The sequence below is a fragment of the Halomonas sp. H2 genome, assembly GCF_050215315.1.
GTDB lineage: Bacteria > Pseudomonadota > Gammaproteobacteria > Pseudomonadales > Halomonadaceae > Vreelandella.
This window is the reverse complement of the sequence record NZ_CP189760.1, coordinates 3824294-3844671: the sequence shown is the minus strand read 5'-3', so window position 1 is coordinate 3844671 and position 20378 is coordinate 3824294. Positions and strand designations below refer to the sequence as shown.

The window sequence follows — 20378 nt, the reverse complement described above, 5'->3', positions numbered from 1 at the left end:
GAAATCTCCTCAATTAAACAATCGAACTTTTGTTAAAGAATCGAACGTAACGTAAATGCATGTTGTTGGATGCGTCACGAAGCATAGCTTCTCTAGCCTAGTCGTGAACGCGGCGAAAATCAGCCTAGCAGCACAGGTGCTACTCTGGAAAGCTCCACTTTCCTTCTCACGCAGCCGCCTGTCAACGCAAAACCAATCAAACGTCCGTCTTTATTTTCGGCCAAGGCACTGATATCGCCGCCTTCACCTTCGATTCGCCAGCGCTCTGGCGTGGTAATTGGCGGGTAGGCAACCACCGGCAGCAGTGGGGTTTTAACCACCACCGGCCAAGCGCCAAAACTGACCGGCGTTGGGGTCCCTGAAAGCGTTGCCGCCAGCGCTTTGGCGCTTGCCTGTAGTGGCTGTACGTACATGGCATTAACGCCATCGACGCAGGCGACATCGCCCAAGGCGTAGATATTCGGGTGCGAAGTACGCAGTTGGCGATCCACCACAATGCCGCTGGGCGCTACGCTTAACCCAGCGGCTTCGGCAAGCGCTGACCGTGGGACGAGGCCCGTTGCCATCAAGATAAAATCTGCGCTGACGGTGTCGCCATTATCTAAACGCAATTCGATACTTTCACTATTGCTGAGCATTATGGAGTCAATCGAGCGGCCAAGGTGAAGGTTGATACCTGCTTCGTTAAAAGCATCGCCTAAAGCATTGCCGAGTGGTGCGGGCAGCAGACGGGGAAGCAGGCTCCCCTCTGGAGCAATAAGGCTGACGTGATGTTTCCCAGCGTGCAGGTCGTTAGCAAATTCACAGCCGACGAGGCCCGCGCCTATCACCGCTACTCGGCTAGGGCCCTGGCCCAATGCCGTGCGAAAGCGTCGATAATCGTCTAAGTCGTTGATCGTAAAAAAGCGCGACGCCACGCTGGAGGCAATTCTAAAGGGTACGCGTGGCTCGGCGCCGGTGGCTAAAACGAGGGTCTCATAGCCCAGTGTTTTTCCACCATCAAGAAGGACTGTCCGGTTATCCACATCCAATGCGCTGACGTGGGTGTGGGTAACCACGTGTGCATTTAGCTCTTCGCCTAGCACGGCAGCGTTTCGCTGGGCTAGCGTATCGGCTGATAGGTCTTTAGCAAAACCAGTTGAGAGTAGAGGCTTGCTGTAATCATCGCCGCTGTCAGCACTTACCAATGTTATTGAGCGTTGATCGCCCTGGCGGCGCAACGCGCGGGCTAGGCCAATCCCCGCCATCCCTGTACCAATAATTACCAGCTCAGCCTGAGACGTTATGTGTTTATGTGATACGGGCATGCAGACACCAAATTGAGACGCTAAAAAGCTGCTGTAATAAAAGCCTGTTAATGCGCCATGTTACACTAGCTGCCCCAATTATCGCCCTGGAGAACTCGGTGACATCTCCTGCTTTCCAGCAAACTCCACTATTTTCGCGTTGGTGTCCTATTAATGCGGTGCGGCCTGCCATGAGCGCTCCTTGGTGGCAGTGGGTTGCTTCTACCGATTCGTTAACCGCTCGACTAATAGCGGCTGGCGGCCATAAACATTTTCGGGTGCGCCTACTGCGCCAGGGTGTGGGTTGGCCACAGCAAGATGAGGCGCAGGCGCTGGGCATTGCTCCCAAACGTTACGCGTGGTTGCGCGAAGTGGCGCTTTGTCTAGACGAAACGCCGTGGGTGGTGGCGCGCTCGGTCGCGCCACTTTCACAGCTAAAGGGCCAGCGTTTAGATCGCCTAGGTGAGCGCTCGCTAGGCAGCTGGCTATTTCGTCAGCCAGATTTAGTGCGTGGGCCGTTGGAAGCAACGCGACAATCTCCGCCCTTTGTTAGCGAGAACGCCCTAGAGGAAAAATGCACCTGGGGTAGGCGCTCCGTGTTTTATCACAGCGGTCATCACGGCGGGCTGTCATTGTTGGTTCAAGAGTATTTTTTGCGTGCGATGGCGGATGATCTCGATCTGCCTTCGCGCTAAAGTCGTTGCATTCTGGTGTTTTATTTCGTGAGGTAAGCATGGATCGTTCACTGTTGCGGCCGAAGGGATTCGCTCGCGTGGCAGATTTTTTACAGCTGATGCGTCTAGATCGACCCATTGGTACGTGGCTATTAATGTGGCCAACGCTTTGGGCGCTCTGGATTGCCGCAGAAGGCGTGCCAGGGCGAAATATTCTGTTGATTTTTGTCGCGGGGGTTTATGTGATGCGTGCCGCGGGGTGTGTGGTCAATGACTATGCTGACCGCCACTTTGATGGCCATGTAAAACGTACTAAAAACCGCCCGCTCGCCACTGGGCGTATCAGCGAGACCGAGGCTCAGCTGCTGTTTGTGGTGTTGGTAGCCGCGTCGTTTATTCTGGTGTTACTGACCAATTGGTTTACGGTTCTGCTCTCGTTGGGCGGGGTACTGCTGGCGTTTATTTATCCGTTTATGAAACGCTACACCCACTTCCCCCAGGTTGTTTTAGGGGCCGCTTTCTCTTGGGCAATACCCATGGCCTTTGGTGGCGTGCTCGGCTACGTGCCGCTGGAAGCGTGGCTGCTATTTTGTGCCAACGTATTTTGGACAGTGGCTTACGATACCCAGTACGCCATGGTCGACCGCGACGATGACTTGAAAATAGGCATTAAATCGACGGCGGTGTTGTTTGGCAATGCAGATCGTTTAATCATCGGCTTACTGCAGATAGCCACACTAGGATTGCTGGCGTGGGTCGGTTGGCGGGTTGGTTTAGGCGGCTTTTTCTGGGTAGCACTTGTCGCAATGGGCGCCACTTTTCTGCATCAGCAGCGCTTGATTCGTTATCGTGAGCGTGACCCTTGCTTCCAAGCTTTTCTAAATAATTTTTGGTCGGGCCTACTAATTTTTGCTGGTATTACGCTAAGTTGGTGGCCTGCGATGGGCTAATAGCTGCTACTGTCATGTAATTGTCATCAAGTCATGGTGTTATCGTCACTGACATGTCATTGAGCTAGTTGTATTTGAACTAGCTTTCTCTGGACTAGCTTTCTCTGAACTAGTTTTTTTGAACATCGTGAGGCTCTGGTATGACCGCCAAGACCGTTCTGATTGTCGATGATGAATCGTCGATTCGCGAGATGATCGCGGTAGCGCTGGAAATGGCTGACTATCGTGTGCTCGAAGCAGATAACGCCCAGGATGCTCATGCCATGGTCGTTGACCACCAGCCTGATTTACTGCTGCTTGACTGGATGATGCCTGGTACCAGCGGTATTGAGCTAGCAAGGCGTTTAAAGCGCGAGGAAGCCACTGCCGAGATCCCCATTATTATGCTTACCGCCAAAGGCGAGGAGGATAATAAGATCCAGGGCCTTGAAGCAGGCGCGGACGACTATATCACTAAGCCCTTTTCACCCCGCGAACTGGTGGCGCGACTAAAAGCAGTACTTCGCCGCGCGACGCCGCGTGGTGTTGAAGACCCGATAGAGATTAATGGCTTATTGCTGGATCCGGTGAGTCACCGGGTAAGTGCTCACGGGAAAGCGCTGGAAATGGGGCCGACCGAGTATCGTCTATTGCAGTTTTTTATGACCCATCAAGAGCGTGCTTACACGCGTAGCCAGCTGTTGGACCAAGTGTGGGGAGGTAACGTGTACGTTGAGGAGCGCACGGTCGATGTGCATATTCGTCGCTTGCGCAAAGCGCTGGGCGATGTACATCAAACCCTGATTCAAACGGTTCGGGGTACCGGTTACCGTTTCTCTGCACGGGTGTAAATGTGCGCCTATGGAGCCGTGAACTGTGGCGACTAGCGTGGTTGGCTACGCTGGGTACTTGCCTAGGCTGGCTACTGGGCTTTGCAGGGCTGGGGCTAGCTGTTGGGCTGGCAGTATGCCTGTTTTATCACTTGCGTCAGCTACGCGAGCTGTATTTATGGCTAACCCTTCACCCTAACGATGAGCCGCCTGCCGCTCGCGCTATGTGGGGTGAGCTCTTTGACCGCTTGTATCGCTATCAGAAAAGTCAGCGTATAACGCAAAACAGGCTGCGAGCGACCTTAGCGCGTATTCAAGAGTCGTCTGAAGCGATGCGCGACAGTGTGGTCATGCTGGACCGCCATGGCGATTTAGAGTGGTGGAACAGCGCCGCAACTACCATGTTGGGCCTGCAGACCGCCCATGATCGTGGCCAGCACATTACCAACCTGCTGCGTGACCCAAGTTTTATCAGCTATTTTAATGCGCGAGACTACCGCGAGCCGCTTACACTCACTTCGCCGATTGATGAACGGCACATTCTGCAGTATCAAATTACCCTTTACGGCGACGACGAGCGCTTAGTCATGGCGCGAGATATTACCCGCTTGCATCGCTTAGAGCAGATGCGTCGAGATTTTGTGGCCAACGTTTCCCATGAACTGCGTACACCTTTGACCGTTCTCTCTGGCTATTTGGAAACCTACAGCGATATAGCCGATCAATTACCTCCGCGGTTAGGCAAAAGTATTCATCAAATGCAGGATCAGACTCAGCGAATGCAGAGCCTGGTCAATGACTTATTACTGCTCTCGCGCTTGGAAATTGACCAGGGTGGCAAAGATCATTATCCGCTGCCGCTAGGGCCTTTACTGCAGAGCGTGTGTGCCGACGCGCTGGCGCTATCACATCAACGCCATACGATCACCGTGGCGCTTGAAAGCGAGGCCCAATTGTTGGGTAGTGAGCAGGAAATTCGCAGCGCCGTCTCTAATCTGGCCTTTAATGCCGTTCGCTATACGCTGCCGGGTAGCCATATCACATTACGCTGGAAACCCAGTGCTACTGGCGGTGGCTGTATTGAGGTTGAAGATAACGGTGAAGGTATTGATCCTGTACACATCCCCCGTTTAACCGAACGCTTCTATCGTGTCGATAAAGGTCGCAGCACTGCCACTGGTGGCACGGGGCTAGGCTTGGCCATCGTTAAACACGTGCTGTTACGCCATGATGCCGAATTACAGATCGAATCCCACCCCGAGAAAGGCGCGCTGTTTCGCTGCGCCTTCCCCTCCTCGCGTCTTGTTTAATTTATCTTCCCGCCGCACAACAACATTAAGTGAAAGTCACCACCAGGACGCATGGTGTAGGTTTCCCCAGCCTCAATAAAAAGCTCGTCCGCATGACGAATCTGCATCATGTCGCCATCCATTCGCGTCTCGTGAAGCTCCACGTTGCTGCTTGCGGGGCTGCTTGCGCTCATCAAAGTAACCGGGTCTGAAAAGGCGGTGATATCGACATAGACGCCATCGAAATAGACATGGCGCCAATCAAGAGTACGCCACCCAGCCAAGCCATCGGTTTTAACATGCATTTATTCCTTTGTTGTTGATTGAGTCCAGGATAGACGAGCAAAACGTAAAGGTAGCAAAGTGACGTAGCCTGGGTAATAAGCGTCTACTGTGGCGTGATGCCACGTACGTCTCTGTAATGGTCATCCCAGAGCAGTACGGCACCTGCTACGGCGCCGGGAAGCAAAAATAGATTGGCCAGCGGAATCCAGGTGATAAGGGTGATTAACCCGCCGTAGCTCAAACTTTGCCACCAGCGTTTCGAGAGCCGTTGGCGCATGTCGGTAAAGGACACCTTGTTGTTATCCATGGGGTAGTCCAAATAGGTGATGGCCATCACCCAGGCGGAAAACAGCGCCCACAGCAGTGGGGCCGCTAAATTGACGCCTGGAATCCAGCTAATCACAAACAGGCCAGCGGCACGCGGCAAGATATAGGCGAGCTTAACGAACTCTCGGCCAAGGGCATCAAGCGCTGTTTTGGTCAGGTTTCGGTCATCGATGGGTTCACGACCCGTGGCTTTAATCTCCACTTTTGCGGCCAAAAAACCGTAAAAAGGCGCGGCAATTAAGCTGGTCACCAGCGTGAAGGTAAAAAACACCACCACTAACAGGCTAATCACAAACAGGGGCCAGATAAGCCACGCTAGCCAATCAAGCCAGGTAGGTACCATGTTCATCCAATGCGCCAACCAGCCATCGAAGCGGTTGAGTACAAAGCTAAACATGCTCACATAGACAATCAAGTTGACCAGAATAGGTAGGAAAATATAGCGGCGCATGCCCGGCTGATACACACAGCGTGTACCTCGGCTAAGCGCAGTGACAGCATCCAGCATGTGGGGCGAGCTCCTCGTGATTCAAACGTCCAGACCGCTTGGCAGCCTGGACGTATTGCAGGAGGAAACCCGTATCAGGTCAAGACTTTTTTAGCACCTGCGGATCCAGGTCGTCGGTGTCGCTATGGCGAATATCCAGGCCTTTGACGAGATAAACCACGTACTCGGCGAGGTTGTCGGCGTGGTCACCAACCCGTTCCAGCGCGCGCAGTACCCACATAATGCTGAGTACTGAGGTAATTGAGCGTGAGTCTTCCATCATAAAGGTCATTAACGAGCGCATCGCGCTGCTGTACTCGTCGTCGACCAATTCATCTTCGCGCACCACCTGCATGGCAAGGTCGGTATCAAAGCGGGCAAAGGCGGTTAGCGCATCGCGCAGCATTTTACGCACGTGCTCACTAATGTGGCGCACCTCTACCAAGCCACGAATGGTGCTGGTGGTTTCGCTTAGTAGCAGCGCGTTGCGGGCGATTTTACTGGCTTCATCGCCAATGCGCTCAAGGTCCGAGGTGGCGCGAATAACGGCTAGCACTAGCCGCAAATCGGACGCTGCAGGCTGACGCCGCGCCAGTACGCGGGTGCATTCGTCGTCGATTTTCAGCTGCAGATCATTGACCTGACGGTCATTGTCACGCACCTGTTCGGCCAAGCGGGTATCGCCTTCTAGTAGAGCAAAGACGGCGTCCTGCACTTGCTTCTCCACCAGACCGCCCATGGCCATCAGGTGGGTTTTCAGCTCTTCCAGCTCCTGGTTGAACTGGCGAGAGATATGCTGGCTGTGAGAGTCGCTAGTAATATCCATGGAGCACTCCTGACGTTTCAGTCGCTAAGGCCTAGGTGATGCGGCCGGTGATGTAGTTTTCGGTGTGTTGCAAACGGGGGTTGGTGAAGACTTGATCAGTCGGTCCGTATTCAACCAGCTCACCTTGATGCAAAAAGGCGGTGTAATCTGACACCCGCGCCGCTTGCTGCATATTATGGGTGACCAGTACCAGCGTCAGCTCCGACTTGAGGTTACGGATCAACTCCTCAATTTTAAGGGTTGATATGGGGTCGAGCGCTGATGCAGGTTCATCCAGCAGCAGTACGTCGGGCTTTACGGCTAACGTGCGGGCAATCACCAGGCGCTGCTGCTGACCGCCGGAAAGCTGCCAGGCGGAGCGGTGCAGGCGATCTTTCACTTCATCCCACAGGGCGGCGGATGTTAATGCCCACTCAATAATGTCGTCGCGTTTGCGCTTGGGCAGGCGCTGCTGTAGTCGCAGGCCAAAAGCCACGTTTTCATAGATCGACATGGGGAAGGGGTTAGGTGTTTGAAATACCATCCCGACACGTCGCCGCAGCTCAGTAACATTCATTTGCGGGTCATAAATATCCTGCCCTTCGAGCGTGACTTGGCCGCTGTGGGTTACCGACTCATTGAGGTCGTGCAAACGGTTAATCGCCCGTAATAGCGTCGACTTACCGCACCCTGATGGGCCAATAAACGCGGTCACCCGATGACGGGGAACGCTAAGGGTTAAGTCGCGCAACGCCTCTTTCCCCGCGTAGGCGAGGCTAAAGTGATCGATACTCAGGCAACTGTGTGCGGACGAAAAGTGCGCCACTGGTGCCTGAGAGGTATTGGCTGAATGTAATGGCGCTAGCATTCGTTTCCCCGTTGACGGCTAAGATAATGACGCAGAAATATGGCGGTTAGGTTAAGCACCAGCACAATTAACACTAAAAGTAGCGCCGTGGCATAAACCAGTGGAATGGCGGCCTGCACATCTTCGCCGTGAAAGGCGGTATCAAATAAATGATAGCCAAGGTGCATAAACTTGCGCTCTAAATGCAGGTAGGGAAACTCACCATCGATGGGCATCTGGGGCGCTAGTTTGGCGACCCCCACGAGCATCAACGGCGCCACCTCCCCGGCCGCGCGGGCGACCGCTAAAATAACCCCTGTCAGCATGGCGGGGGCGGCCATGGGCAGTACGATGCGGGTGAGCATCTCTAAGCGCGTAGCGCCAAGGGCTACGGCCCCTTCCCGCTGAGCATCGGGAATCCGCGCTAGGCCTTCCTCGGTTGCCACAATCACCACCGGTAGGGTCAGCAGTGCGAGGGTGAGTGACGCCCATAGCAGGCCGCCCGTGCCAAACGTGGGCGAGGGCAGCGTATCGCTGAAAAACCACTCATCCAGCGAGCCGCCAATGCCGTAAACAAACACGCCCAAACCAAATACCCCATAGACAATCGACGGGACACCGGCAAGATTACGCACGCCGATGCGCACGAGACGAGTCAGCCGCCCCTGGTGGGCGATTTCATTAAGATAAATCGCCGCCAGCACCCCGAACGGGGTGACGATCACCGACATTAAAATCACCATCAGTACGGTGCCAAAAATAGCGGGCCATACGCCGCCACCGGTATTGGCCGCCCGTGGGCCTTCGCTTAAAAATTGCCAAATACCCTCACCCCAAGCACGGGTTTTCTGCCACCCGCTCATGGTATTGGGCGCTTGAGCGCCAACCACGCTGGCGAGTGGTTGGCGCAGGGTTTGGCCGTCCACGGTGGTAAGCAGCAGTTGGCCTGACTGGCGCTGGCTGGCGGGAAGTGCCAAGAGAGCCGTTAACTGCGGCCATACAGCCTCTCCCTCCCAGCGCTGGTCGCCCTGCTCAATGGCCACTAAACGACCCATAAAGTCGCCCCAGGGGTTGCGATCAAGACGAATCAGGTCGGCGGGTTGAACGCGCTCGACAATTTGATCAATGGCTACCCAACGCCAGCGAGCGCCGTCGATATCCTGGTTGCCAGTGAAGTAGAGGCGCTCATCCCCTGACTGCTGGGGCAGTGCTACCTCACGTACGGCTTGGCCAGCAAAGGTTTCACCCGAGCTAAGGGTGACCTCCTCCAAAGTGGCGGGCCAGAAGTGTCCTAGGCCGCGCACCAGCAGCAGCGTCAGTAGGGCGCCTAGCATCAGCAGGGAAAGCGCCACGCTGGCCGCACATAGCCAGGGCCATACTGCATTGACGCGGCTAAAACGCGGGCGGCGGGAGGGGGGGCTGGCCGAGACAGACGTCATGATGTGCCCCCCATCTGGCGGTAACGGCGGCGCAAGCGCTGGCGGACGACCTCGGCAAGGGTGTTGACCAGAAAAGTAAATATAAACAGCACTAGCGCGGCCAAAATCAGTAGGTGGTAGGTTTGTCCTCCGGGTGACGCTTCAGGTAACTCGATGGCGATAGCTGCGGCCATGGAGCGCATACCCTCGAAGGGGCTGGCGCTAAACAGGGCGGTATTGCCGCTGGCCATAAGCACAATCATGGTTTCGCCCACTGCCCGGCCAGCACCAATCATTACTGCCGAGAAAATACCTGGGCCCGCCGCTGCCAGTGCCACTCTCCACAGCGCTTGCCAGCGGCTGGCCCCTAGCGCCTGGGCGCCCTCTATTAAGGTGGAGGGCACATCGGCCAGCGCGTCTTCTGCCAGTGAGTAGATGCTGGGGATAACCGCAAAGCCCATCGCGATACCAACAATCATCGCGTTACGGGTGGCATAATCCATCCCGAAGCGTTGGTCGAGCCATTGGCGCAGATCTCCGCCTAACCACTGCTCCATCCAGGGCGCAAGCCATAGCGCTAACGCCACCATGAAGACCAGCCAGGGCACTAACCATAGGGCCGCCCAGGAGAGCGGTAAACGGCGGCGTAGGTGGGTTTTAGCCAGTTGCCAGAATAAACCGGCCAGCGCGGCACTGAGCGGCAGCCAAACGATCAGCACTAAAGCGCTGGCGAGGTGGCGTTCTACCCAAGGTGCCAAAATGAGCCCAGCAATAAAGCCGACTACCACGCCGGGCACAGCCTCCATCATTTCTAACGCCGGTTTAATACGTGTGCGTAGGCGCGGCGACATAAACAGCGCCGAGTAGATCGCCGCGCCTAAGGCCACAGGAATGGCAAATAGCAGCGCAGCCAGTGCGGCTTTGAGAGTGCCCCAGGCCAGGGGCGAGAGCTTAGCCAAGGCGAAGGTGTCGCCAATCGCCAGCAGCGGGAGCGTTTCCCACACCAAAAAGATGCCGATCGCCAGAATTGCCAGCAGCACGCCCACGCCGCCCGCGGTAATTAAACCGGTCGCCACGCGATCCTGTAGCAGCCGTAGCGGCTGGCGAGAAGAGCTTAACCGAGGTAGGGTCATGTCGATATCATGGCAAAACCGAGGTGATCACAGAACGGATCAATAGGTATTGAACGAGTGTGTCGTGAAAACAGTGCATAGCATGACTCCTTACCCTAAGACACTTATGTGTCATTTAGGTGACATCGATTAAATACCACCGGTTTACCACGCTTGCTGTGCGTTAAGGACGCTTGTGGTTAACGGAACAAAACCGGACGCGCGAGCAATCTGCTGACCTTCCGCGGATAGAATCAGCGTTAAGAGTGCCTGTTCAGGTGGCGGCAACGTCTCGCCCGGCGGCAGGTTTACATAGAGATAAAGGTAACGCGACAGCGGGTAATCACCGCTTTGTATCGCCGCTTCATCGGGCGGTATGGCGGTGCCGTCATCGTTATAGAGGCTTACTGCGTGCACGGCTGGGGTCAGGTGGTTAAACCCGGCGTAGCCCATCGCATTGGCCGATTCTCCCACCGCGGCGACCACCGCGGAAGAGCCTGAGTGTTCGCTGATATCGCTGCGAAATTGCCCGCCGCATAACGCCCGCTCTTGAAACAGCCCGTGGGTGCCCGAGGCAAGATTACGCCCATGCAGGGCAATTCGACCAAATGACCAGTTACGTGTTTCAGGAAGCTGCTCCCAGCGCCTGATCGACGCTTCGCCACCGCAAGCGCGCGAGGTGGAGAAAATCACATCGACTTGCTGGTGAGTTAGCGCGCGCAGCGGGTTATGGCGATGCACGACAATGATAAGCGCATCACGGGCAACCTTTAATTCCAGCGGTGGGTAGCCGTAGCGCTCAATAAAATTGTCGCGTTCGACATCCGTCATTGGTCGGGACATGGGCCCAAGTCGAGTGGTGCCCGCCATCAGCGCTGGTGGCGCACTAGCGGAGCCACTGGCTTGAAATTGCAACGTTACGTCAGGGTGGCGTGACGTGAGCGTCTCCCCCCAGCGCAGCATTAAGCCCGCCATGGTGTCGGAACCCACAGCGCCTAAGGTGCCGCTAATAGATGGCGACTGAGCCCAGCCTAGCGGTGTTACCAACAGCAGGGCCACCGCCATCCAGCGCGATAAAGTAGGCTGTAGCGGTAAAGGGGCACTCCTGCTAGTTGAACGAGGTTTTGAGAGTGTATTCAAAAGAGTCGTTGAAAGTTTATTCAAACGAGCGTCCTCTTATGGTTAACTAAATTCATACGACTGTGTTGCGTTGCAATAACGCACATAGATAATGTGCCTTTCTGCAATGTTTACAACAATAAACGGACTAAGCGACAACCCCATGACTCTACTGGAAACCGATTTGGACGACGTACCCGCCCCCCAGGGGCAGCTCTCACTCAAATTACTGGCTTCCCGCCAGGATACCAATCTTTATGGTGATATACCCGGCGGCTGGCTGGTCAATCAAATGGATCAAGCCGCCGAACTTGCCGCCGGGCGTGAAGCAGGTGGCCGCACGGCGACCGTGGCAATTGAAGCCATGGATTTTTTAAGCCCCGTGCGCGTTGGCTCGATGGTCAGCGTCTATACCCAGGTACAAGAGATTGGTCACAGTTCGATCAAGATTGATGTAGAGGTATGGGTGCGTCCGCCCCATGGGCAGCGGATTGAAGAGCGCCAAAAAGTCACCGAGGCGCGTTTTGTTATGGTGGCGCTAGACGATAATGGGCGTATTAGGGCTGTTCACAGCGAGTAGTTCGTTTCTCAGCGTTAGGCCAAGCCTCTTAACGACCGAGCCTCAAATAGCAAAGGGGCGCTCTATGCGCCCCTTTGCCGTGCTGGCGGGTTGACTGACTACCTGCAAGCGAACCTCGTTTGATTAAGCACCTACGTTATCGCGGCTCTTCAGGTAGGCGTATTCGCCCGCATCGCTGAAGGGGCGCAACACTTTTTGGAACGCAGCGTAAGACTCATAGACTTGGCGGGACTCTTCGTCGCTATCTACCTGGCTCTGAATGACTTTCTGTGAAGAGGTATACAGCGCTTCCATCACATCTTCAGGGAAGGTGCGCAGCTGAACGCCGTGCTCATCGACCAGTGTTTCCAGCGCCTGGGCATTGCGGAAGGCAAACTCACTGATCATCGCCATGTTCGACGCGCGTGCGGCTTCGCGGATCACGTCTTGCAGGTCTTCCGGCAGCGCATTCCAAGCATCCAGGTTGATTGTGCCTTCCAGCACCGCCGTCGGCTCGTTCCACACCGAGGTGTAGTAGTAGTCAGCCACTTGGTGCAGGCCAAATGCCATATCGTTGTAAGGGCCTACCCAGTCAGCGGCATCCAGCACGCCGGTTTGCAGCGAAGTGAAAATTTCCGAGCCCGGCATATTAACGGTGCTAACGCCAATGTCGTTCATGGCTTCACCGGCCAGGCCGGGCAGGCGCAGCTTAAGCCCCTGCATATCGTCCAGAGAGTTAATCTCCTTCTTGAACCAGCCCGCCATTTGCGAGCCTGTATTGCCTACCGGGAACGGCTTGAGGTTGTGCTTGGCGTAGATTTCATCCCACAACTCCTGGCCGCCGCCATGGTAAAGCCAAGCGTTCATCTCAGTGGTGGTCATGCCGAACGGCACGGCGGTAAAGAACTGCGAAGCAGCGACTTTGCCACGCCAGTAGTAAGAGGCGGAGTGACCCATTTCAGCGGTACCGGCCGCCACGGCATCGAAGACTTCCATCGCGGGTACCAATTCACCAGCGCCATGCACGCGGATCTGCATGCGGCCGTTGGAGAGTTGTTCGACCCGGCGGGCGAAGTCATTCGCACCGGTGCCTAGCGCAGGAAAGTTTTTTGGCCACGAGGTGACCATGTCCCAGGTATAGGTCTCTTGAGCACGCGCACTAGGTTTTGTACGAAAAGTGATATCTGCTAAGTTTTCCCATGCAATAGCTGCATAGGGAGAAAATGATGGTTGGCCGGTACGAGATATCCAATGAGAACTGGGCACAGATTACAGATATTGTGTCGCCAACTCAGGTAATGGGCAGGCCACGGCGGGATGACCGGCAGGTTCTCAATGGCATTTTCTGGGTTCTCTGTTCTGGTGCCAAGTGGCGAGATCTACCCGAGCGATATGGTCCCTGGTCAACCGCCTATGAGCGCTTTCGAAAATGGCGAGATGATGGCACGTTTGAAGCCATTCTTTCCCGCTTACAGCTCAGGCTACGTGAAGATGGACTGATGGACCTGGATACATGGATGATTGATTCGACCTCTATACGCTCCACCCGTGCTGCCGCAGGAGGCGGCAAAAAGGGGGCTCTGAAGAACCCTTAGATCACGCCTTGGGGCGTAGTCGTGGAGGCTTAACTACCAAAATTCATTTGGTTTGCGATCGTCACGGCTGGCCACTGGCGTTCACGCTGTCTCCTGGCCAAGAGGCAGACTCTCGGCACTTTATTTCGACATTAGAGAAGATTTACCTGCCTGGTAACGCTGGGCGACCACGTAAACGTAGTCGCTATATGGTGGCTGACAAAGGATATGACAGCGATGAGTTGCGCCATTATTGCGACAGGCACGGCATGAAACCGGTAATAGCGCAGCGCAACATGCATCGAAGAATACGGCCAGGTCTACCTAGACGGTTTGATAAGCCTAAATACCGGCAACGAAATGCAGTAGAGCGCTGTTTTAGTTGGCTGAAGGAGTCACGCCGTATCGCCACACGCTACGATAAGTTAGCAAGCAGCTTTAGAGCGATGGTATGCGTGGCGTGCATAGGCCTCTGCTTGCGAGCCGACTTTTCGTACAGAACCTAGAGGTGGTTACAAAGGGGGCGGCAGCGACACCGGCGGCACCTAGGCCGACGGTTTTGAGAAAGTTACGGCGTTGCATGGCGAGCAAGACTCCGGAAATTATAGGATATTTTTGTCAGCGCGCATGAATGCGCAGTGTCCGTCCGCCAGTATGCGCTAAGCGGGTTTTGCAGGGCAAGCCATTGAACGTAACGCCACTCTGTTAGTGCTTAAAGTGGCGTTAGCTTGGCAAAGCCGAGCACCAGCCATTTGACCCCTTCGCCCTCAAAGCTGACCTGTACGCGAGCACGGGCGCCTTCGCCTTCTGCATTGAGAATGATCCCTTCGCCGAATACCGGATGCTCAACCCCTTGGCCGACGTGCAAGCTGGGGATATCACCGCTGCTTTCGATGCTTTGCTGGGCAAAGGCGGTGCGCGATGCGGTAACCGGGCGTGAGATGTGCCCGCGCAGGCGGACTTCTTCCAGTAGGTGCGGCGGCAGCTCGCGCAAAAAGCGCGAAGGGCGTGGGAACACCTCTTTGCCGTGCAGGCGGCGGGTTTCAGCGTGAGTTAGATAGAGCTTCTGCATGGCGCGGGTGACGCCGACGTAACAGAGTCGCCGCTCCTCTTCGAGCCTGCCTGGCTCTTCAAGGGACATTTTATGCGGAAACAGCCCCTCTTCTACACCGGCAATAAACACCACGGGGAACTCCAGGCCTTTAGCAGAGTGCAGCGTCATCAGCTGGACGCTGTCCTCAAACTCTTCGGCTTCGTGGTCACCGGCGTTGAGGGCGGCTTCCGAGAGAAACTCTTCCAAAGCCGCCATGCCTTCGCCCGCCTCCGGCGCTTCAAACACATCGCCGTGGGTAAAGGCGCGGGCGGCGGTGACCAGCTCTTCCAGGTTTTCGACGCGCGCTTGGCCTTTCTCGCCGCGCTCGCTTTTGTGATGCTCAAGCAACCCGGTATGCACGGTGACGTGATCGATAATCTCGTGCAGCGCCATGCCAGAGGCATCGTTATCGAGCTGCTCGATCAGGTTGGCGAAGGTTTGCACGGCATTGGCGGCGCGGCCTTTTAGCGTGCCGTCGTGAATCGCATCGTGGAGCGCTTGCCAGAGAGGGATGCCTTGTTCCCGAGCGCGCAGGCGGACAATCTCGACCGTGCGCGTACCGATGCCGCGGGTGGGGACGTTAATGACCCGCTCTAGCGAAGCGTCGTCGTCGCGGTTGAGCATTAGGCGAAGGTAGGCTAGGGCGTTTTTGATCTCCAGGCGCTCGTAGAAGCGGTGGCCGCCGTAAATACGGTAGGGCATGCCTTGACGAATCAGCGTCTCTTCCAGAAGCCGCGACTGGGCGTTGGAGCGGTAAAGGATCGCGACATCACGGCGGTTAAAGCCTTCGTCGACCTTCTCTTTGATGGTATCGACGATATAGCGGGCTTCTTCTAGGTCGTTAAACCCGGCGTAGATCGAGATCGGCTCGCCTTCGATGCCGTCGGTCCATAGGTTTTTACCCATCCGTTCGCTGTTATGACTGATCAGCGTGTTGGCGGCTTCCAGGATGGCGCTGGTGGAGCGATAGTTCTGTTCAAGCCGCACGGTATGGGTGTGCGGAAACTCTTGCTCAAAGCGGCTGATATTTTCCACCTTGGCGCCGCGCCAGCCGTAGATCGACTGGTCGTCATCACCCACCGCAGTCATCGGTGTCTGCATGCCGGTGAGCAGTTTTAGCCAGGCGTACTGCAGGGTATTGGTATCTTGAAACTCATCTACCAGGACGTGGCCAAAGCGCTCCTGGTAGTGGTTTAACAGCGCTGGGTTATCGCGTAGTAGCTCCAGGCTTCGCAGCAGCAGCTCACCGAAATCAACCAGGCCGCCGCGCTCGCAGGTCAGTTGGTAGCGCTCGTAGAGTTCAACCATCTGGCCCAGGTAGGCATCGCCATCAACATTGACCTGGTGCGGGCGCAGCCCTTCCTCTTTGCAACCGGAAATAAAGTGCTGCACCTGGCGTGGCGGGAAGCGTTCGTTGTCGATCGAGTAATCTTTCAGCAGCCGTTTAACTAGGCGCAGTTGATCGTCGGAGTCGATAATCTGAAAATGTTGCGGCAGGCGGGCATCCTGCCAGTGGGTGCGCAGCAGGCGGTGGGCGATGGAGTGAAAGGTGCCGACCCACACATGGCGCAGCGAAAGGCTGAGCAGCGCTTCAAGGCGGGTGCGCATCTCTTTGGCGGCTTTATTGGTAAAAGTAACGGCGAGCAGGGCGTAAGGAGACAGTCCTTCCGCTTGCGTCAGCCAGGCGATGCGATGCACCAGCACGCGAGTTTTACCGGAGCCTGCCCCCGCGAGTACCAATAGGTTGCCCTGCGGGGCGCTCACTGCCTCGCGCTGAGCGGAGTTGAGCTGATCGAGAATCGCCGTGACGTCGTCCATAGTAGCCGCTGCCGGATCAAAAAATAGGCGGCTAGTCTAGCACAGCCAGTGAACTGGCTGTGTATACAGGTTAACGATTAAGGATCTTCGGGAAAGCGCAGCGTGTTAAGGCTCATTTTAACCGCTTTGAGCTGTTCGGCGAGCCTCGGCCCGCGAGTTTTGGCGACGCCGACGGCGAGCACGTCGATGAGCACCAGATGGGCAATACGCGAGCTAAGCGGCGTATAGATTTCGGTGTCTTCGTGGACATCGATATACAGCGGCAGGCTGACTTCTTCAGCCAGCGGTGAGCCGCTAGGACACAGGCCAATCACTGTCGCGCCCGCCTCACGGGCCAAACGCACGCTGGCAACCAGCGCTTTAGTGCGCCCGGTTTGCGAAATCGCCACTACCACGTCGCCATCGTTCAAGGTCACCGCTGACATATTTTGCATATGCGGGTCGGCGTAGGCCGAGGTGGAAATTTGCAGGCGGAAAAACTTGTGCTGGGCATCAAAGGCCACCGCGCCAGAGGCGCCAAAGCCGTAAAACTCCACACGGTTAGCCATGGCAAGCGCGTTAACCGCACGGCCTAAAGCGTCGTTATCCAGTCGGTCACGCACAGACAGCAGCGTGCCCACCGTCGAGTCAAAGATGCTGTGGGAAAATTCAGCGACCGAGTCGCTGTCGTTCATGGAAAACTGCGCGAACTGACTGCCACTGGCCAGCATTTGCGCCAGCTGAAGCTTAAAGTCCTGAAAGCCGTTGCAGCCTAGTGCACGACAAAAGCGCACCACGGTAGGTTCGCTAACGGTGGCTTCGGTGGCCAAATCCACTATGCGCATGTGGATGACCTCTTCGGGGTTGCGCAGTACAAACCGCGCCACTTTCTGCTCGGAGCGTCGGAAGTGCTCCATGCGGCGTCTCATTTCATCGAACAGGGCGCGACTCACGTTCAGCTCCTTGGCTCTCTAGTACACACTTGGCTTACTTTTCAGCATTTTTTACAGTATGCCTGACTGATGGCGCAAGTGGGCAAGGAAAGCGTCGTAAGGGTTAGCATTTAAATGCCGTTAGGCACTTTTTTATGATTCGTCATCATTTTGTCAAGTAGGGTATAGTAATAATTGAAGTGCCGCACTGCATCATCACAGTCGTCACGGATGCAGGTGGACGAAGGCATATTCATCTGGAGGAGCGTCGATTATGAGAAACATCGAACGAATCACCTCGGTTAAAAGCGAATTGCTCGACATCTTTATGAGTATGGAGGTCGATGAGCATGCTCAGCGTCAGCGAAGCGCGGCTCAGCGCAGCTTAAGAGCGCGGCGTGGTATTGAGCTGCATCGGGAATTTCAGAAGTTATCGCGGGATATCGCCCCCTTGCCCGATGAAGAACGGCAAGAGGGCGAGTTGCACTGAGCAGTGTACCCAGCGGCTACAGGCTAGAGGATGCCGGCGAGGAACACCACGATGACACCAATCGGTGCGATATAACGTGACACGATGTTCCAGATGCTGGCGCCGGTCGTGGATAGGGCAAGTTCTTGCTCTACTCCCTGACGCTGCAAGCACCATGCAACAAAGACGATCGCGCCAAGACCGGTCAGTGGCAGCAGAACCTTCGCGGTAAAGGTGTCCAGCAAGTCGAAAATATTCAACCCAAAAATCATGAAATCTGACCACAGGTTGAACGACAACAGGGCAGCAACGCCTAACAGCCACACGGCAATACCGCTAACCAACGTCGCCGAAATGCGTGACAGCGACGTGCGCTCTTCCAACATCTCGACGGTGGGCTCTAGCAGTGAAATTGCTGATGTTAGTGCAGCAAAGGTTAGCAGCAGGAAGAACATTAGCCCCAGTATAACGCCGCCGGTCATGCTGCCAAACGCGATAGGCAAGGTGACGAAAATTAGGCCTGGGCCTTCGCCAGCGCTTAGACCATTGGCAAATACAATGGGGAAAATTGCCAAACCGGCCAGCAAGGCAATGGCGGTGTCAATAATAATGACCGTGCGCGCGGTGCTGATCAGGTTAACGTCTGCACCCAGATAAGAGCCGTAGGCCATCATAATGCCCATGCCCAGCGAGAGCGTGAAAAATGCTTGGCCCATGGCGGCCAGCACCACACCACCGTCCAGGGCACTCCAGTCGGGGCTGAACATGAAAGCCAGCGTTTCGCCGAAGTGGCCAGTGGTCATTCCGTAGCCCACCAGAATCAGCATCAAAATGACTAGCGCAGGCATCAGCGAACGCGCTGCGCTCTCCAGCCCCTTGGTCACGCCACGTGCAACAATACCAATTACCAGAAGCATAAAGGCGCTATGCCACAGCAGCAGCGTGCCAGGGCTTGCCAACATACCGCTAAAGATTTCACCGACGCTGTCAGCATCCTGGCCACTAAAGGTGCCAATGACGGTGCTCAGCGTGTAGTTGAGTGACCAGCCACCAATCACGCTGTAGAACGATAAAATCAGAAAGCCAGCGAGTACTCCGCTAAGACCGACCAGCGCCCAGGCGCTGGATTTGCCGTTTTGCCTGGCCAGCTCCTTCATACTGTCGATAGGGTTTTTCTGCCCACGACGGCCGATCATCCACTCGGCAAGCAAAATGGGTACGCCGACCAACGCCACGCAGGCAAGATAGACCAGCACGAATGCAGCGCCTCCGCTTTCCCCGACTAAATAAGAGAAGCGCCAAATATTGCCTAAACCTACCGCAGAGCCTGCGGCAGCCAACACAAAAGCCATTTTTGATGACCACTGTGCATGCGCTAGTTTCGCCATACATCACCCGTTAATAAATTGATTGTAATGAGTCGTTGTCGACGCTTTGCGCCGTTATTCGAAAAATACAGAAAACTGCCTGCGTCTTTTTCGAAAGTAAGCGCAATTTATCTGATCAACTGCAAGCATGCCAGTTAGCGCAGCTAAAAAAACGGACTAAAACAGCTGGCTTTGCTTTTCACCAGTAAAGGGGCCTAGTGGGGGTAGCGGTGTTATTTCACCTAATGCGTTATAGAGCAAACGAGCCATGTGGGGAGACTCGCGATTATCCGCTGTATGCACAAATAAGAAAGGGGTTTTCCCCTGACTTATCCACAGCTTTAGGCGGGCTTTCCAAGCGGTGAAGTAGTCGCTATTAATCGTTTTGTCAATATGGCCAATGAAGCGAATCACCGGGTAATTTGCCGTGGAAAGCACGTGTAGTGGGAGTTTCGGTTTTTCCTGCTGCCCATGAGCAAGGCCTGTATGGCCATTTGCGGGGGTTGAGAAGAGTGGGCGAACATCGAGCATCACCCGATTGGCTGAATAAGTTATCAACAGACGGTTAAGAGCCGTTTCAGCGGCCCCTTTGTGGAAAAACTCAGGGTGGCGTACCTCGACTGCGCAGGGTAAATGGGCAGGCCAAGCAGCCAGCAGCGCTTCAAGCTGGGGAAGCTCTTGGGGGCCAAAATCTCGCGGCAGTTGCACCATCGTCGGCCCTAGGCGATCGTGTAGTGGCTCCAGCGCGGCTAAAAATGCCCACGCGCCTTCCAAGTGGGTTAGCCGTTGATCATGGGTCACGCTGGCCGGTAATTTAAAACAGAAACGAAAATGGGGCGGTGCCTGGCGCGCCCAGGCAGCCACCGTTGCAGGTTTAGGGATGCCGCTATAGAACGTGGTGTTGCCCTCGACACTCGAAAAAACTGCCGCATAATCACTTAATAGCTCTGTTTTGGCATGACGCGGATAGAGGCTGCCAAGCCAATCTTGATTGGCCCACATGGGCAAGCCGAGGTAAAGAGGAAGCGTCATGGTTGCTATACCTACGTCAATAGAATCAGTCGCTAATGTAACAGGCTCATAGAGCCGCTCGCTAAAGGCATCTGGCGGCATTGATAGGGTCTTATTATGGCTTTTATTTATAGCAAGGCGCGGAAAAAGTGAAATTGTTAAGGTGTC

At 55.4% G+C, this 20378-nt stretch carries 21 protein-coding genes; 7 read left to right on the top strand and 14 right to left on the bottom strand.

The features are described from left to right. Window positions 1-119: 119 nt before the first annotated feature. On the bottom strand, window positions 120-1307 hold the full coding sequence (locus ACQE2I_RS17870) for an NAD(P)/FAD-dependent oxidoreductase (RefSeq protein ID WP_427029334.1): 1188 nt from the start codon (window positions 1305-1307) through the stop codon (window positions 120-122). A 50-nt stretch (window positions 1308-1357) separates the two neighbouring features. Between ACQE2I_RS17870 and ACQE2I_RS17865 the strand changes: the two genes are divergently transcribed. The 4 genes from ACQE2I_RS17865 to phoR all read left to right on the top strand — a co-directional run bounded on the left by ACQE2I_RS17865 (window position 1358) and on the right by phoR (window position 5029). Then, window positions 1358-1981, top strand: a complete 624-nt coding sequence (locus ACQE2I_RS17865; RefSeq protein WP_427029332.1) for a chorismate--pyruvate lyase family protein — start codon at window positions 1358-1360, stop codon at window positions 1979-1981. 38 nt (window positions 1982-2019) lie between these two features. Next, window positions 2020-2910: a 4-hydroxybenzoate octaprenyltransferase gene (ubiA, locus tag ACQE2I_RS17860; RefSeq protein ID WP_427029331.1), complete on the top strand. Its 891-nt coding sequence runs from the start codon at window positions 2020-2022 to the stop codon at window positions 2908-2910. Between the two features lie 140 nt (window positions 2911-3050). Continuing rightward, a complete protein-coding gene (phoB, locus tag ACQE2I_RS17855; RefSeq protein ID WP_427029330.1) occupies window positions 3051-3740 on the top strand; it encodes a phosphate regulon transcriptional regulator PhoB in 690 nt (229 codons plus the stop codon). 2 nt (window positions 3741-3742) lie between these two features. After that, window positions 3743-5029: a phosphate regulon sensor histidine kinase PhoR gene (phoR, locus tag ACQE2I_RS17850; protein ID WP_427029329.1), complete on the top strand. Its 1287-nt coding sequence runs from the start codon at window positions 3743-3745 to the stop codon at window positions 5027-5029. Here phoR and ACQE2I_RS17845 read toward each other — a convergent pair. The 7 genes from ACQE2I_RS17845 to ACQE2I_RS17815 form a co-directional block, all read right to left on the bottom strand. Beyond that, complete coding sequence (locus tag ACQE2I_RS17845; RefSeq protein WP_427029328.1) at window positions 5026-5313, bottom strand: copper chaperone PCu(A)C; 288 nt, start codon at window positions 5311-5313, stop codon at window positions 5026-5028. The two genes, phoR and ACQE2I_RS17845, sit on opposite strands and share 4 nt — an antisense overlap. Before the next feature lie 83 nt (window positions 5314-5396). Continuing rightward, window positions 5397-6128 (bottom strand): sulfate transporter CysZ, encoded by a 732-nt coding sequence (gene cysZ, locus ACQE2I_RS17840; RefSeq protein ID WP_427029327.1) that lies wholly within the window; start codon window positions 6126-6128, stop codon window positions 5397-5399. 79 nt (window positions 6129-6207) lie between these two features. Further along, entirely contained in the window at window positions 6208-6933 is a 726-nt protein-coding gene (gene phoU, locus ACQE2I_RS17835) for a phosphate signaling complex protein PhoU (RefSeq protein ID WP_427029326.1), read from the bottom strand. A gap of 31 nt (window positions 6934-6964) precedes the next feature. After that, window positions 6965-7780, bottom strand: coding sequence for a phosphate ABC transporter ATP-binding protein PstB (gene pstB / locus ACQE2I_RS17830; RefSeq protein WP_427029325.1), 816 nt, complete (start codon window positions 7778-7780; stop codon window positions 6965-6967). Then, a complete protein-coding gene (pstA, locus tag ACQE2I_RS17825; protein WP_427029324.1) occupies window positions 7774-9198 on the bottom strand; it encodes a phosphate ABC transporter permease PstA in 1425 nt (474 codons plus the stop codon). Before pstA ends, pstB begins: the two co-directional genes overlap by 7 nt. Next, a complete protein-coding gene (locus ACQE2I_RS17820) occupies window positions 9195-10310 on the bottom strand; it encodes an ABC transporter permease subunit (RefSeq protein ID WP_427029323.1) in 1116 nt (371 codons plus the stop codon). Before ACQE2I_RS17820 ends, pstA begins: the two co-directional genes overlap by 4 nt. A 144-nt stretch (window positions 10311-10454) precedes the next feature. Continuing rightward, window positions 10455-11354, bottom strand: coding sequence for a PstS family phosphate ABC transporter substrate-binding protein (locus tag ACQE2I_RS17815; RefSeq protein ID WP_427029322.1), 900 nt, complete (start codon window positions 11352-11354; stop codon window positions 10455-10457). 217 nt (window positions 11355-11571) lie between these two features. On the opposite strand from ACQE2I_RS17815, the gene ACQE2I_RS17810 reads away from it, so the two are divergent. Continuing rightward, window positions 11572-11988: an acyl-CoA thioesterase gene (locus tag ACQE2I_RS17810; protein ID WP_427029320.1), complete on the top strand. Its 417-nt coding sequence runs from the start codon at window positions 11572-11574 to the stop codon at window positions 11986-11988. A 123-nt stretch (window positions 11989-12111) separates the two neighbouring features. Here the strand turns inward: ACQE2I_RS17810 and ACQE2I_RS17805 are convergent, their stop codons facing one another. Continuing rightward, window positions 12112-13173, bottom strand: coding sequence for a TRAP transporter substrate-binding protein (locus ACQE2I_RS17805; protein WP_427031499.1), 1062 nt, complete (start codon window positions 13171-13173; stop codon window positions 12112-12114). Between the two features lie 20 nt (window positions 13174-13193). Between ACQE2I_RS17805 and ACQE2I_RS17800 the strand changes: the two genes are divergently transcribed. Next, window positions 13194-14047, top strand: a protein-coding gene (locus ACQE2I_RS17800; protein WP_172118838.1) for an IS5 family transposase whose coding sequence is annotated in 2 segments (ribosomal slippage) — window positions 13194-13536 and window positions 13536-14047 — 855 coding nt in all. Because the reading frame shifts where the segments join, the coding sequence is not laid out codon by codon here. Here the strand turns inward: ACQE2I_RS17800 and ACQE2I_RS17795 are convergent. From ACQE2I_RS17795 to hexR, 3 genes are all read right to left on the bottom strand, one after another. After that, a complete protein-coding gene (locus ACQE2I_RS17795) occupies window positions 13980-14123 on the bottom strand; it encodes a twin-arginine translocation signal domain-containing protein (protein WP_427029319.1) in 144 nt (47 codons plus the stop codon). The genes ACQE2I_RS17800 and ACQE2I_RS17795 overlap by 68 nt on opposite strands. 130 nt (window positions 14124-14253) lie before the next feature. Continuing rightward, window positions 14254-16452: a DNA helicase II gene (uvrD, locus tag ACQE2I_RS17790; protein ID WP_427029318.1), complete on the bottom strand. Its 2199-nt coding sequence runs from the start codon at window positions 16450-16452 to the stop codon at window positions 14254-14256. A 77-nt stretch (window positions 16453-16529) separates the two neighbouring features. After that, window positions 16530-17384 (bottom strand): transcriptional regulator HexR, encoded by an 855-nt coding sequence (gene hexR / locus ACQE2I_RS17785; protein ID WP_427029317.1) that lies wholly within the window; start codon window positions 17382-17384, stop codon window positions 16530-16532. A 253-nt stretch (window positions 17385-17637) separates the two neighbouring features. Here hexR and ACQE2I_RS17780 point away from each other — a divergent pair, with 253 nt between their 5' ends. After that, entirely contained in the window at window positions 17638-17853 is a 216-nt protein-coding gene (locus ACQE2I_RS17780; protein ID WP_427029315.1) for a PA3496 family putative envelope integrity protein, read from the top strand. A gap of 23 nt (window positions 17854-17876) precedes the next feature. Here ACQE2I_RS17780 and ACQE2I_RS17775 read toward each other — a convergent pair whose 3' ends face one another. After that, window positions 17877-19220, bottom strand: coding sequence for a sodium-dependent transporter (locus ACQE2I_RS17775; protein WP_427029313.1), 1344 nt, complete (start codon window positions 19218-19220; stop codon window positions 17877-17879). A 156-nt stretch (window positions 19221-19376) separates the two neighbouring features. After that, on the bottom strand, window positions 19377-20231 hold the full coding sequence (locus ACQE2I_RS17770; RefSeq protein WP_427029312.1) for a DUF72 domain-containing protein: 855 nt from the start codon (window positions 20229-20231) through the stop codon (window positions 19377-19379). Window positions 20232-20378: the final 147 nt, after the last annotated feature.

Coding starts and splice junctions, on each gene's coding strand:
- ACQE2I_RS17870 (WP_427029334.1), bottom strand. CDS start 1,307: ATGCCCGTATCACATAAACACATAACGTCTCAGGCTGAGCTGGTAATT.
- ACQE2I_RS17865 (WP_427029332.1), top strand. CDS start 1,358: ATGCGCCATGTTACACTAGCTGCCCCAATTATCGCCCTGGAGAACTCG.
- ubiA (WP_427029331.1), top strand. CDS start 2,020: ATGGATCGTTCACTGTTGCGGCCGAAGGGATTCGCTCGCGTGGCAGAT.
- phoB (WP_427029330.1), top strand. CDS start 3,051: ATGACCGCCAAGACCGTTCTGATTGTCGATGATGAATCGTCGATTCGC.
- ACQE2I_RS17845 (WP_427029328.1), bottom strand. CDS start 5,313: ATGCATGTTAAAACCGATGGCTTGGCTGGGTGGCGTACTCTTGATTGG.
- cysZ (WP_427029327.1), bottom strand. CDS start 6,128: ATGCTGGATGCTGTCACTGCGCTTAGCCGAGGTACACGCTGTGTGTAT.
- phoU (WP_427029326.1), bottom strand. CDS start 6,933: ATGGATATTACTAGCGACTCTCACAGCCAGCATATCTCTCGCCAGTTC.
- pstB (WP_427029325.1), bottom strand. CDS start 7,780: ATGCTAGCGCCATTACATTCAGCCAATACCTCTCAGGCACCAGTGGCG.
- pstA (WP_427029324.1), bottom strand. CDS start 9,198: ATGACGTCTGTCTCGGCCAGCCCCCCCTCCCGCCGCCCGCGTTTTAGC.
- ACQE2I_RS17820 (WP_427029323.1), bottom strand. CDS start 10,310: ATGACCCTACCTCGGTTAAGCTCTTCTCGCCAGCCGCTACGGCTGCTA.
- ACQE2I_RS17815 (WP_427029322.1), bottom strand. CDS start 11,354: ATGGCGGTGGCCCTGCTGTTGGTAACACCGCTAGGCTGGGCTCAGTCG.
- ACQE2I_RS17810 (WP_427029320.1), top strand. CDS start 11,572: ATGACTCTACTGGAAACCGATTTGGACGACGTACCCGCCCCCCAGGGG.
- ACQE2I_RS17795 (WP_427029319.1), bottom strand. CDS start 14,123: ATGCAACGCCGTAACTTTCTCAAAACCGTCGGCCTAGGTGCCGCCGGT.
- uvrD (WP_427029318.1), bottom strand. CDS start 16,452: ATGGACGACGTCACGGCGATTCTCGATCAGCTCAACTCCGCTCAGCGC.
- ACQE2I_RS17780 (WP_427029315.1), top strand. CDS start 17,638: ATGAGAAACATCGAACGAATCACCTCGGTTAAAAGCGAATTGCTCGAC.
- ACQE2I_RS17775 (WP_427029313.1), bottom strand. CDS start 19,220: ATGGCGAAACTAGCGCATGCACAGTGGTCATCAAAAATGGCTTTTGTG.
- ACQE2I_RS17770 (WP_427029312.1), bottom strand. CDS start 20,231: ATGACGCTTCCTCTTTACCTCGGCTTGCCCATGTGGGCCAATCAAGAT.